This is a genomic window from Arachnia rubra (genome assembly GCF_019973735.1).
Taxonomy (GTDB): domain Bacteria; phylum Actinomycetota; class Actinomycetes; order Propionibacteriales; family Propionibacteriaceae; genus Arachnia; species Arachnia rubra.
In genome coordinates this window covers 1728235-1740899 of the sequence record NZ_AP024463.1, presented here as the reverse complement: position 1 = coordinate 1740899, position 12665 = coordinate 1728235, and the positions used below count along the sequence as shown (strand labels likewise).

Here is a 12665-nt window from a genome sequence, read left to right as displayed (position 1 = left end):
ATGATCGGATCCCCCGGATGCGCAGGCACCGGGGGATCTGGCAGGCTAGGCATCGTGGGACACATAATTCAAGGGGAAGTGTCGTGACAGCCGCACGGGGAGCCGAGTTGCTCGGACTGGGCACAGGCATGGTCGTTCAGGAGCTGGGATGGGACGAGGACACCGATCCTGAACTGCGTGACGAGATCATGGATGCCATCGATGCCGACATGATCGAAGACGCCATCGAGGCTGTCGACGTGGTTGTTCTCTGGTGGCGGGATGATGATGGCGATGTCGTCGACGGGCTGGTGGATGCGATGAAGGATTTGTCGGCCACCGGTGTCATCTGGCTGCTGACACCGAAGGTCGGTAGACCCGGATACGTGGCTCCGAGCGATCTCGCGGAAGGGACCGCGACAGCGGGGCTGTCTCTCACCAGTTCTGCGAATGTCTCGCCAGACTGGCAGGCTCACAAGGTGGTTCGCCCCAAGGGAGCTGCTCGGCGCTGATGCCCCACCTCGAAAGGAGCGTGGAATGACTGTAACAACAAGAATTGGGGTCCTCACCTCTGGTGGGGATGCCCAGGGCATGAACGCTGCTGTGCGCGCGATTGTCAGGGGTGCTATCCAGGCTGGTGCAGAGGTCTTTGCCATCCAGGAGGGCTGGCAGGGAGCTGTGCAGGGTGGAGACCACATCCGTCAGCTGGGCTGGAATGATGTCTCCGGGATCTTGAGTAAGGGCGGGACGGTCATCGGGACGGCTCGCTGCCTGGAGTTCCGGGAGCGGGAAGGACGGCGGATCGCCGTCAAGAACCTTGTGGACGCTGGTATCGACAGACTGATCGTGATCGGTGGCGATGGATCGCTGACCGGGACCCGTCAGCTGCGCCTGGAGTGGGGGGAGCTCCTAGCTGAGCTGGTCGACAGTGGCCAAGTGACCTCGGACAGTGCGGAACGCCATCCGGAGTTGCAGGTCGCGGGTCTTGCGGGATCCATCGACAACGACATGGTGGGTACCGATATGACGATAGGTACCGATTCGGCATTACACCGCATCACAGAGGCCATAGACGCTATCTCGGCCACCGCCGAGTCGCATCAGCGCACCTTCATCGTCGAGGTGATGGGACGCAATTGCGGTTATCTTGCGCTCATGAGCGCCATCGCAGGCGGCGCAGATTACACTTTTCTTCCCGAGTCTCCTCCTCGCGACGGCTGGGAGGACCGCATGGTGGAGGTGCTCACCCGGGGACGGGAGGCGGGACGGCGTGATTCGATACTGGTGGTGGCCGAGGGCGCAGCAGACCGGCAGGGGGTGCCGATCACGGCGAACCGGGTGCGGGACATCCTCAGGGAGAAAAGCGGGGAGGACGCGCGGATCACGATCCTGGGACATGTCCAGCGAGGTGGGAAGCCATCGGCATACGATCGCTGGATGGCTACGGCGTGCGGAGTCAGGGCCGTTACCGAGGTACTTGAGGTCGGCACTGACGCTGAACCAGTGCTGGTGGGCGTCCATAGTGACAGGGTTGGTGTGGAGCCGCTCCTGGAATCTGTGGTTGCCACCCGCAGGATCGCTGACTACATAGCTGAGGGCGACTATGCGGCGGCAATCGCATCCCGCGGTCCGGGGTTCCAGATGATGATCGACATCTATCGCGCCATCACCGAGGCCCGGCCCTCCGTCGCAGATCCCGCAGGAAAGCGGATTGCGATCATGCATGCTGGGGCGCTGGCGCCAGGGATGAACCAGCTGGCGCGTGTCGCGGTGCGTTCTGGGATCGATCTGGGATATCAGATGCTGGCGGTGCGTGGGGGAGTGCCGGGACTTATCGAGGGCAATTTTGACGAGGTGGCTTGGGCTGATGTTGAGGGCATGGCTCACACCGGCGGAGCAGATTTCGGCACTCGTCGTTATGTGCCCTCGGACACCGAGCTCTACTCCATCGCCCGGCAGCTGGAGGACCAGCAGGTTGATGCTCTTCTGGTGATGGGCGGATACCACGCCTACGCGACCACTGACCTGATGGAACGGGAGAGGAGACGCTACCCGGCCTTCAACATCCCGATAGCGGTGGTTCCCGCCAGCATCGACAACAATCTCCCTGGCTGGCCTATGGCTGTCGGCGCGGACACCGCCCTCAACACCATCGTGGACTCGATCGACATGCTGCGGATGAGCGCCTCGGCCAGCAGACGGGCTTTCATCGTGGAGACCATGGGGCGGGGCTGCGGTTTTCTGCCTCTGGTCGGCGGGCTCGCTGGGGGAGCGGAGAAGGCCTATCTGCCGGAGACAGGGATTACCCTGCCTGAACTCGAATCCGACATCGCGGCATTGGTCGATGCCTTCGACTCCGGGCGGAACTTCTACCTCGCTGTTGTGGGGGAGGGGACCAGCGAGCACTACACAACCGATGTGCTCGGGAAACTCTACGAGGCAGAAGGACAAGGCCGGTTCTCAGTACGGGAAGCCGTGGTCGGGCACCTGCAGCAGGGAGGGAACCCATCACCTTTCGACCGTATCAACGCCACTCGGCTGGCCTGGAATGCGATCGGCTACCTACACCGGCAGCTGCGTGATGGGCTGGCTGAATACGCGGCTGCCCATGCGGGAACTGATGGCTTGTTCGCCCCACTGCATGACGTGGTGGAGGACATGGACTGGGAGAAGATGCGTCCGCGTACCCAGTGGTGGCGTTCCCTGCGCAGGCCTTTCGACATCCTGAGTCGTCGTCCCGGTCAGCAGTAGTCCGCTCCCTGACCAGTGATATCAGCACACGGGAAGGCTGATTCCAAAGGACAGGCTGGCTGTGCAGTTCATGGCGGCCATTTCCTGGCGGGCTGCGGCGCCCACGTCGACACTGTCAGGAACCATGCTTCGCAGCGACAGGATGTGGCTGTCGCTGGCGCGCAGCAGGAAGGTGAAGGTGACTGTGGTGGGAAGGCCGTCCTCGTTGCGGGTTCCGTGAAATCCGCACGTGAAACCTGCCCCCCGGGTTTGGTCGACTCCCACTGCGATCGTTGGTGTGACCGTCACGTCTTTGAAGAGCTCTTGCTGATTCTTTGAGACTTGCTCACAGGCTGTGCCCAGATCACCGAGGTTGCTCTGGGGTGTCATCGAGGTCACCTGTAGACGGACGCCGGTCCCCGTATGGAGAAGGCGTACCAGCTTGCGGCCTGGCTCCGGCGGCTGGAGATCCTCCCCATACAGGCTCCAGCCCGATGGGACGTTGAACTTGGCATCGTCGACGACCTGCTCGTTGTCGGCGGGCCGTGCTCCCTCGGTGCTTTCTGGGTCTGGGGAGGCGCTCGGGTTTGAGGTCGGTGTGCTGGAGACTTCCGGGGAGGTGCTCGCATTCCCGAAAGGCCACAAAGAAGCTGAGAGCCAGCTGCCGCGTGCGGCCCAGGACCAGGCAGTTATGCCCAGCGCGATGACCAGGACTCCGGCCAGGACCAGCATGAGAACACGTCGCAACCCCATGGACGGCCTTGATCCGGACGTCTGGCCTGGGAGACGCGCCTGCTCATTCTCATCCCGTTCTACCTCATCCTGTTCCAGGGGGGCGGGAGAGGTCGGGGAATAAGGAGAAGGCACCTCATGATCGGCCTGGTGCTTTGGAGAATCAGGTTGCAGGCTGATCGTCGCCCGGCTCCGGGCCTCTGCGGTTGCCCAGAAATCTGACACTGGTTCAGTGCGGGGGTGGAATCGCGACCTGGTGGGCTCACGTCGGGCCTCCAGGGGAGGTGTCTGATGTCTTAGCCCTATCTCCTCACCTGCGCTGTGGCCTGATTCGAATGATTCATGGGGTTCAGGTTCGGCAAACCGGCGTGCGCCGCGGTACTCGGGGAGTGGCTCAAGATCTGGTTCCGAGAATGAGTGGCGGCCATGGGTGGGGCGGGCATCGACGGAGCTGGCATGCCTGGCCGCCGTCCCGTAGTCAGCGGATCGGCGTGGGCTGGCGGACCATGATGCATCGTCTGTCATCCGTCTCCTTCCCATCACGGCCGGTTTACAACAGTCTAGGTCCCCGGCGGGTGGCCGTCGTTTATTTCCTGGCCGGACCTGCTAGGCACGTGTTTCAGGGGGAAGGAGAGCAAACTGCTCCGGTGGTGCGCCGCGGGCTGCTGTGTGGGCGCAGAGGGATTCGAACCCCCGACCCCCTGCTTGTAAGGCAGGTGCTCTAACCAACTGAGCTATGCGCCCTCGGGCCTGCTTATTGTGTCACAGGGGAGTCAGCCAGGGCCAAGTCAACCAAGCAAAGCGGCCTTCACCCGGGCCGCGACCTCTGCTCCCGGCACACGGCCGGCAGCCGCCGCGTTCACAGCCTTCACGATCGCGCCCATGTGTTTCATGGACGGAGTCTGGCCGCTCTGCTCTACCTTCCCGATCTCTGCAGCCACGAGGGCATCAAGCTCCTCGCCGGTCAGAGGAGCGGGCAGGTAGGAGGCCATGAACTCGGCCTCGGCGGTTTCCTTGTCCGCAAGCTCCTGACGCCCAGCCTCCGCGTAGATGGCTGCTGAGTCCAGCCGCTTGCGGCGCTCCTTGGTGATCACAGCCAGCTCCTCGGCGTCGGTGAGGTCTCGTGCCTCCTTCCCCGCCATCTCCTCGACGGTGATGGCAGCCAGCATCATGCGGATAGTCGACTTGGTGAATTCATCTTTCGCGCGCAGGGCCTTCGCCAGTTCGGCCTTGAGGCGGGTCTTCGTCGCAGCCATCTGTTTCCTTTCTCTGGTGACACCATTCAACGAGCCATTGCCAGGGGAGCGAGGCTGTAGACTGCCCGTCTGTGGCTGAAACAGACCTCACAACCCAGATCGACCAGCTCGGGAAGTCCCTGGAATCCATCGAGGCGGTGGCTGACCTGCCGAGGTTGCGCGCTGAGATCGCGCAGCTCGCGGAGGAAGTGGCAGCTCCTGACCTCTGGGATGACCAGGAGAATGCCCAGCGGGTCACCTCAACCCTATCTGTTCGCCAGGCTGAGGTGGAACGCCTTGAGGGTTTGCGGAACCGCCTCGACGACGCCGCCGTGATGCTTGAGCTCGCTGTGGAAGAGAACGATGCCGATGCAAAGGCCGAGGTGGGGCGTGAACTTGACCGGCTTGCTCAGGAGATCGAGGCACTTGAGGTCCGCACGCTCCTGTCTGGCGAATACGACTCCCGAGACGCCCTGGTCACGATCCGTGCCGAGGCGGGTGGTGTTGACGCAGCGGACTTCGCTGAGAAACTGATGCGGATGTACCTGCGCTGGGCGGAGCGTCATAGCTACTCGGTGGAGGTCTACGACACCTCCTATGCGGAGGAGGCCGGCCTGAAGTCAGCGACCTTCGCGGTCAAGGCTCCGTTCGCCTATGGCACTCTCTCGGTCGAGCAGGGCACACATCGCCTCGTCAGGATCTCGCCGTTTGACAATCAGGGCCGGCGCCAGACCTCTTTTGCCGGTGTTGAGGTGTTGCCCGTGACAGAGGAGACCGACCACATCGACATCCCAGAGGCCGACATCAGGGTCGATGTCTTCCGCTCCTCTGGTCCTGGCGGGCAGTCTGTGAACACCACTGACTCGGCGGTGCGCATCACGCATATCCCGACCGGGGTGGTGGTCAGCTGCCAGAACGAGAAATCACAGCTCCAGAACAAGGCCGCTGCCCTGCGGGTGCTCCAGTCGCGCCTGCTGGAACTAGCCCGGCAGGAACGTGAGAAAGAGCTGAGCGCCCTCAAGGGCGACGGTGGGAATTCCTGGGGAGCCCAGATGCGTTCCTACGTCATGCATCCCTACCAGATGGTCAAAGACCTTCGCACCGAGTATGAGGTTGGCAATCCCGAGTCGGTCTTCGACGGCGACCTCGACGGGTTCATCGACGCTGGGATCCGGTGGCGGAAAAAGAACAAAGCTGCTGTGGGCTGAGCGGGATCAGCCGCCGACGGCGTGTTGGTTGAGCAGGGTTGGGAGTGCGTGGTTAACTGCTAGAGGCCGTGTCCTGAGATACTTTCAGGAAACTTCCCCCTAGTCGGTCGGAGCAGCACAGTGATCACTTTCGAGGACGTCACGAAGTTCTATGCCGGGCAGGATCGCCCGGCCCTTCGCAACATCAACCTTGAGATAGCCAAGGGGGAGTTTGTCTTCCTCGTGGGGCAGTCAGGCTCCGGCAAGTCGACTTTCTTACGCCTCATCCTACGGGAGTACCGCCCTACGAAGGGGACCTTGTACGTCGCAGGGAAAAACCTGTCGACCCTGAACCAGTGGAAGGTCCCCGCGCTCCGGCGTCAGATCGGTACTGTTTTCCAGGATTTCCGGCTGCTTCCTGGCAAGACTGTATATGAGAATGTTGCTTTTGCCCTGCAGGTTATCGGGAAATCATCAAAGATCATCCGCCGCGTGGTGCCGGAAACTCTACGGCTCGTGGGATTGGAGGGCAAGGAGAACAGGCTTAACGAAGAGCTCTCGGGCGGCGAACAGCAAAGAGTGGCTATCGCCCGTGCTTTCGTGAATCGTCCAAAGATATTGATCGCGGACGAGCCCACAGGAAATCTCGATCCAGAGACCAGCGTCGGCATCATGAAACTGCTCGACCGCATCAATCGAACTGAAACCACTGTGATCATGGCCACCCACGATTCCTCGATCGTGGACCAGATGCGGCGTCGTGTCCTGGAATTGCGCAAGGGCGAGCTCGTGCGCGATCAGGCCAAGGGCGTCTACGGCGTCAACTGAGAAACCGGGAGAATCTTAAATGAGGCACACACTTCGGGAGACCTGGTCTGGCTTGAAGCGCAACATGGCCATGACCGTCGCGGTCATAGTCACCATGTCGGTTTCTCTTTCCCTCTTCGGTCTCGGCCTGCTGACCTCAATGGAAGTCGATTTGGTCAAAGACCGTTGGTACGACAAGGTTGAGATCTCCGTTTTCCTATGCGTCGAGCGCTCCACGGGCGGCCGTTGCGAGGCCGGGAAGGCCACCACAGACGCCCAGCGCGAAGCCATCAAATCTGCCCTCCAGGCCAACCCAGAGGTTCAGGAAGTCTTCTACGAATCGCAGGAAGAGGCCTACGAGGAATTCAAGCGAGTCTTCAAGGACTCGCCGATACTCGAGTCTCGCACTGCCGACCAGATGCAGGACTCATTCCGGGTCAAGCTGAAGAACCCCGAGAACTACAAGGGAGTCGTCAGTGAGGCCAACGGTCTTCAGGGGGTTCAGAACGTCCGGGACCTGCGAGAGGTGCTCGACCCCGTTTTCAACACGCTGGGAGGAATTCAGTGGGCGACCATTGGCATGAGCCTATTGTTGCTGCTGGCGGCTGCCCTACAGATTTCAACCACTATTCGGATGGCTGCCTTCACACGCCGGCGGGAGATCGGGATCATGCGTCTTGTCGGGGCATCCAATTTCTACATCCTATTGCCGTTCCTGCTTGAGAGTCTCATCGCTGGGTTGATCGGTATATTGATCGCCTCTGGTAGTCTTGCCGGTACCTACGTGCTGCTCATCGAGCAAACCGCGAAACCCTCACTTAGAGCTTTAGCCTGGATTGGCCCTTCCCACGTATTTACTGGCATTCTCTATATCGGAGTGGTTGGCATTATTCTGTCTATCGTTCCGACGCTGCTGGCGACCAGGAAGTACCTCAGAATCTGACGTGTTAGGAGAATAAGGTGACTCGGGATCTTCCCCATCTACCCGAAAAGCCCATCCTCAATCGAATCGCTTGTGGCCTGGTTGCCTCTGTGCTGAGCGTTACGATGCTCGGCATGGCCTCTGCCCGGGCAAAGGCCGATGACCTGGAGGATAAGCGAAACCAGTTGGACTCGCAGATCGAAGCCCAGAAGTCCGTGGTGGAGGGAGCCTCCAAGGACCTCACCGACGCGATCGCGGCGCTGGACTCCTCCAAGACTGAACTGGCCGAAGCCGAGGCCTCCCTGGCGCAAGCCGAGTCAAGGCTCTCCGAGGCCAAGGAACTCGATTCCCAGCGGGCCGCTGAGCTGAAGGCCGCTGAGACTAAGGCGGAGAAAGCTCAAGCAGACGTGGCTGCTGCCCAGGCTGCGTATGATTCCGTGGATGCCCGCACCTCTGAAGAGATCACGGTCATCACCCAGCAGAGTGGCGCCCTGGCCGAGCTGTCGGTTCTTTTCAATGACGTCGGGACGGGAAACATAAATCAGAGGGCACAGCTCGCCGACACACTGTTCAGCTCCAGCGCCCTGGAACTGGACGAGCTGACAGAACGCCGGTTCCGCCTGGACACAGCCAAGAAAGAGGCTGACGAGGCCGAAGCCAAGGCTGAGGAGCTGCGCAAGGCCGCAGCAGACCAGCTTGAGGCCTCCAAACAGGCCGAGCAGGATGCCGCGGCAAAGCGGAGTGAAGTGGCTGAGAAGGTTGCTCAGCATGACGCCGCGCGGGAGAAGGCAGACTCCCAGCTGAACGCTGAGAAAGGCCGTCAAAGCGAGCTGGAAAGCGAGTCCAAAGACGTCGACCGGCGGATCCAGGAGCGGATCGAACAGCAAAAGCAGGCTGAGGCGGAACGTCAGGCGCGCGAACGCGAGGCTCAGCAGAAATCCTCTGCGGACTCCGGTTCCTCGTCCGGTTCTAGTTCAAACTCTGGGTCTGGCTCGTCGGGTTCCTCGTCCAATGCTGGTTTCATCCATCCTGTGGATGGCGGAATCAGCTCTCCCTATGGCATGCGCGTTCACCCCGTCCTCGGCTACAGCAAACTGCATGATGGCACCGACTTCGCTGCCGGCTGCGGCACCCCGATCCGTGCCGCGGGCGACGGCGTGGTCTCTGAACGTTACTTCAACGCTGGGTATGGGAATCGCCTCATGATTGATCATGGCAGTAAGGGCGGCACCTACGTGACCACGGGATACAACCACGCCAGCAGCTATGTGGTCTCGGTTGGAGATCATGTGTCCCAGGGCCAGGTCATCGGATACGTCGGGACCACCGGGTATTCAACAGGCTGTCACCTGCACCTCATGGCCTGGGAGAACGGCTCTGTTGTAAATCCAATGGCCCGCTGGTTCAAGTAGGCCTCTGCGTGGCATCATTGCGGAATGCCCAGAGAGACCGGACGTACGCTCGTCGCTCAGAATAAGAAGGCCCGACACGACTACCAGATCGGGGAGACCTATGAAGCTGGGCTGGTACTGACCGGTACTGAGGTGAAAACCCTCAGACTGGGGCGTGTGTCTCTGGCAGAGGCATTCGCCACGGTTGATGATGGTGAGGTCTGGCTGCGAAATGTCAACATCCCTGAGTACGAGTTCGGAACGTGGCGCAATCATGCAGCCAAGCGCTCCCGCAAGCTGCTCCTCCACCGCAAGGAGATCGCCCGGCTCGCCAAGGAGACCGAGGCCACGGGCAAGACAATTGTGCCATTGTCCATTTATTTCAAGGATGGTTACGCCAAAGTGGAGATCGCTGTGGCCACAGGCAAGAGAGACTGGGACAAACGACAGAGCATCGCCGAGCGCGATGCGAATCGTGAGGCGCAGCGAGCCCTGCGAGCACGTAATCGGCTGGGGTCCGGACGGCGGTGAGCATCCACGAGGGGACCGGGGGGAGTTCAGGGCTAACCCCGGTAGATGCGAATGGGTTGCGGATGCACCATGGATGACATGACCGATCCGAGTCTTTCCACCACGATCACAGACGTACAGCGGGACCGTGCCGTGGAGTACCTGCAGCGAGTTTATGCTTCCGGGGAGCTGAGCGAAGAGTTGTTCGAACAGAGACTGGGGATGGCTCTGACCGCTCAGACACGTGCCGAGCTGAACGCCTCACTGCATGGGCTGGCCCGCGTGGCTGGCATGTTCCCCGCCCCTCCCGCGGCCAAGCATCCTGTGCATGATGGCTTGCAGAACCTGGTAGCGGGATTCTTCCATCTGGCGACCCTGCCGACGATGTTCCTGGTTCCCGCCATCGGACGGGCCCTAGCCCCGCAGGGAAGCCGCGCCGCCGCCGAGGCCTCGCGAGCCATGTGCTTTCAGTTCAGTGCTCTGATCTACGGGGCCATCGCCATCATCCTCGTGGTTTCAAATCTGGTCCCATCGGTGTTCTTGCTCTTTGGCTTCGTCGCCTGGAGTCTGGTGACACTTTGGCTGGCCATCCGCTCAGTGTCTGGGGAGAAGTCGACTGCTCTCATAGAACGGTTCATGCTCATGCGGCCTCCTGAGGATCGCTGATGATGGATGGTGTACGCTAGAGCATGCACAACTCAAGAGGGGATGACTGGTTTCGACTTGGACGGTAGTTCGAGGAGAAGCGGGCCGAGGATCCATGCCTATCTCGTTAACGCTGCATGGGAACCAATAAGTGCCAAGAACAACCGCACTGACTTCGCTCTCGCTGCCTGATCAGCGATCGAAGGGTCACGCCCAGGAGCGCCTTCCTCCTGGAGCCTGGCCTCATTTCTGAAGGCTTGCTGAATCGCTTGTGCTCCAGGGGCGGTTCGGGACTCAACTGAAGCTGGGCCTGGCTGCGACTTGCTGACGTGAGCGCAGGGGCCGAGTAGACCGTCTAGTCAGCTGCGCCCGGAGAAGCCCTGGTTCGCCTTTCAAGGACGCGGGTTCAATTCCCGCCATCTCCACAAGTATCCTTCATAACCCATCCTTTCTGCCTTGATGCGAAGGATGGGTTTGGTTTTCCCAGGGCCGATAGGCAATTGGTAGGTTCTCCTGTGCTGCTGGCCGGCTTTTGCCGGCGATGATGCGAGGCCCGTGAGAAGAGTGAGTGGGTGCGCTTGCCCTAGCCCAGGTGTCCATGGAGCAGTGGCCAAAAGAACACCCTTCACCTCTCGAAGACACATGTCTGTGTACGCCTGGCACAGGGACTAACAAGGGTCAGGAAGAATGCGGGTTATCTTGATGAAATTTGAACGGGGGAATGCTATTAACATACCCTCATTCCCGGATCCTAGTGTGGTGCGTAGTGGGCATCCGCTGTTGCAGAGGTAATATCGATCCTGCAGATGTTCTTTACCCCTCAAGGAGATCCACCCAGGTGTGATAGGGGTCTCCCACGAAGTTTCGTGCTGCGATGGCAGAACGTCGAGCGAGATCGCGGTGATAGCGGTCATCTTGTGTGAGTTCATCTAGAGCAGATATCCAGTGGGAGATATCCTCGTGCTCTGGCGGGATCAAATATATCTTCCCCTGCCGTAGGGTGACGGTGGGGTCCGATTCGCTTGCGATGAGGAAATCAACATTGCTCTTGGCTTCGCGAATTCCGCCGATATCCCTGCCGATCGTCGGGATTCCGTGTCCCATGGCTTCGACTGTCACTGTTGACAAAGTGTCAATCCACGATGGTGTTACGAGGACCCGGGTTTGGGCAAAGATTTTCCCTATGTCCTTCTGCGGGGATAAAAGTTTTATATTGGATGCTGTGCGCAGGGCTTCCAGATCTGCTTACGTTGTGCCCCATGTGGGGACCGCAGCGAAGAGCATCGATGGACGTTCTTGCGCGATCTTCACGAAAGTACTTATGCCCTTCATCGCGCAGGGGTTGATCAATGTGATGAATCGAGCTGTGTCTTGAGGGATATCCTGCGATGGAGAACTCGTATCAAAGATCGGGAAGCGTACGACATCAGCCTTGACTTGGCCCTCCTGCTGGCAGTAATCAGCCATGAACTTGCTGACCGTGGCGACCCTTGCCGCTCGGCGGTAGAGATCGGCGCCAGCAGGATCAGCATGCTCACTCAGCGGTCCGAAGGGCAGATCGAACTGCTGATGAGCAACAGCGATGACCTTACGTCCTGAAGCAATAGCAGTTCGCAGCATCTCATCCGATTCATCCGAGATGATGATAACCTCTGGATTCACCTGGGAAATAACAGACGTGAGCGTATCTACTACTGCATTCCTGGCGGCTGAATGCACAGTTATGCCCTGAATTGTAAATCTCACGTATCTTTTTTCGTCAATCTCCAGTGAAGCAAGGGGTTCTCTGGCGATCTGCAATAGCAGCGATGACCTTCCTTTGTGCTGGTTTCCATGGAATTTTGTGAAAGCGTGGCACTCATGTCCCTTGGCTTTGAGAAGCTGGAGTAGGCGACGATTAAGGGACGAAGATCCTACTAATCCATAGAGGAATGTTTGCTGTTGGCACAGTAGCACTCTGCTCCGGATTTTGCGCATGTGAGCTCCATTTTCGATGAGTGAGATGAAAGGTGTTTCCGTGTATTGAGGTACAGTCTGCCGGGATTTAGTGAATCATGCTTGAGGCTGATAAAAGGCCATAGGGCTTGCTTAGTCCTGGGTCATGCCTGGAAGGTATCCGAAGACCTGGGAGGATCTCAAAATATCTGGCGTGATGCGCGCTCACGCGCAAAACTCACATCGGTCCTGGCGTCTGGATATGGCGCAGTGGCAACGGCGTCCTGGAATCGATTCCAGATCGATTGAACATCGTAGGGAATCATCTGAGGGTTGTCAACCTACTGATGTATCGCTGTTAGCGCAGGTGGCGAAAAATGATGTTGGGTGGGTGTGTCATGAATCCTTTCTTTTGGTGCTGAGAAATTTCAGGGCGACCTCAATGCCTCAGAACCAGTGAGACTCATGAGGTTTACTCAAGGAATTATTCACGAACATAGGCAACTTGGCATCGGCGGTGAGTCTCGTCACGATGGAAGCCGACTGTGAACAGCATCCCCACGCCGGGGCCAGCTTGTTTACTCAACTGTAG

12 protein-coding genes, 1 tRNA gene and 1 other RNA gene are annotated in these 12665 nt (G+C 59.6%); 9 read left to right on the top strand and 5 right to left on the bottom strand.

What is annotated here, in order from left to right:
* Window positions 1-83: 83 nt before the first annotated feature.
* Together SK1NUM_RS07935 and SK1NUM_RS07930 are read left to right on the top strand one after the other, a co-directional pair.
* Entirely contained in the window at window positions 84-491 is a 408-nt protein-coding gene (locus tag SK1NUM_RS07935; protein WP_212320965.1) for a DUF3052 domain-containing protein, read from the top strand.
* A gap of 25 nt (window positions 492-516) precedes the next feature.
* On the top strand, window positions 517-2730 hold the full coding sequence (locus SK1NUM_RS07930) for a 6-phosphofructokinase (protein WP_212320963.1): 2214 nt from the start codon (window positions 517-519) through the stop codon (window positions 2728-2730).
* 21 nt (window positions 2731-2751) lie between these two features.
* Here the strand turns inward: SK1NUM_RS07930 and SK1NUM_RS07925 are convergent, their stop codons facing one another.
* The 3 genes from SK1NUM_RS07925 to SK1NUM_RS07915 all read right to left on the bottom strand — a co-directional run bounded on the left by SK1NUM_RS07925 (window position 2752) and on the right by SK1NUM_RS07915 (window position 4697).
* Window positions 2752-3462: a hypothetical protein gene (locus SK1NUM_RS07925; RefSeq protein WP_212320961.1), complete on the bottom strand. Its 711-nt coding sequence runs from the start codon at window positions 3460-3462 to the stop codon at window positions 2752-2754.
* A gap of 649 nt (window positions 3463-4111) precedes the next feature.
* Window positions 4112-4185: transfer RNA gene (locus SK1NUM_RS07920), tRNA-Val, on the bottom strand.
* A gap of 44 nt (window positions 4186-4229) precedes the next feature.
* The gene (locus SK1NUM_RS07915; protein WP_212320960.1) at window positions 4230-4697 is read right to left on the bottom strand and encodes a GatB/YqeY domain-containing protein; all 468 of its coding nucleotides are present in this window, start codon (window positions 4695-4697) and stop codon (window positions 4230-4232) included.
* Between the two features lie 71 nt (window positions 4698-4768).
* On the opposite strand from SK1NUM_RS07915, the gene prfB reads away from it, so the two are divergent.
* From prfB to ssrA, 7 genes are all read left to right on the top strand, one after another.
* Complete coding sequence (gene prfB, locus SK1NUM_RS07910; RefSeq protein WP_212320959.1) at window positions 4769-5884, top strand: peptide chain release factor 2; 1116 nt, start codon at window positions 4769-4771, stop codon at window positions 5882-5884.
* Window positions 5885-6004: 120 nt separating this feature from the next.
* Window positions 6005-6691, top strand: a complete 687-nt coding sequence (ftsE, locus tag SK1NUM_RS07905; RefSeq protein WP_212320958.1) for a cell division ATP-binding protein FtsE — start codon at window positions 6005-6007, stop codon at window positions 6689-6691.
* Between the two features lie 19 nt (window positions 6692-6710).
* Window positions 6711-7613, top strand: coding sequence for a permease-like cell division protein FtsX (gene ftsX, locus SK1NUM_RS07900; RefSeq protein WP_212320957.1), 903 nt, complete (start codon window positions 6711-6713; stop codon window positions 7611-7613).
* Between the two features lie 113 nt (window positions 7614-7726).
* Window positions 7727-9004: a M23 family metallopeptidase gene (locus SK1NUM_RS07895; RefSeq protein ID WP_212320956.1), complete on the top strand. Its 1278-nt coding sequence runs from the start codon at window positions 7727-7729 to the stop codon at window positions 9002-9004.
* Between the two features lie 24 nt (window positions 9005-9028).
* Window positions 9029-9514: an SsrA-binding protein SmpB gene (gene smpB, locus SK1NUM_RS07890; protein ID WP_212320955.1), complete on the top strand. Its 486-nt coding sequence runs from the start codon at window positions 9029-9031 to the stop codon at window positions 9512-9514.
* Window positions 9515-9583: 69 nt separating this feature from the next.
* Window positions 9584-10159, top strand: coding sequence for a DUF1707 SHOCT-like domain-containing protein (locus SK1NUM_RS07885; protein WP_212320954.1), 576 nt, complete (start codon window positions 9584-9586; stop codon window positions 10157-10159).
* Between the two features lie 38 nt (window positions 10160-10197).
* Window positions 10198-10566, top strand: a transfer-messenger RNA (tmRNA) gene (gene ssrA, locus SK1NUM_RS07880).
* Window positions 10567-10951: 385 nt separating this feature from the next.
* Here the strand turns inward: ssrA and SK1NUM_RS07875 are convergent.
* Complete coding sequence (locus tag SK1NUM_RS07875) at window positions 10952-11368, bottom strand: glycosyltransferase (RefSeq protein ID WP_396020933.1); 417 nt, start codon at window positions 11366-11368, stop codon at window positions 10952-10954.
* 15 nt (window positions 11369-11383) lie between these two features.
* Complete coding sequence (locus tag SK1NUM_RS07870) at window positions 11384-12115, bottom strand: glycosyltransferase family 4 protein (protein ID WP_212320953.1); 732 nt, start codon at window positions 12113-12115, stop codon at window positions 11384-11386.
* Window positions 12116-12665: the final 550 nt, after the last annotated feature.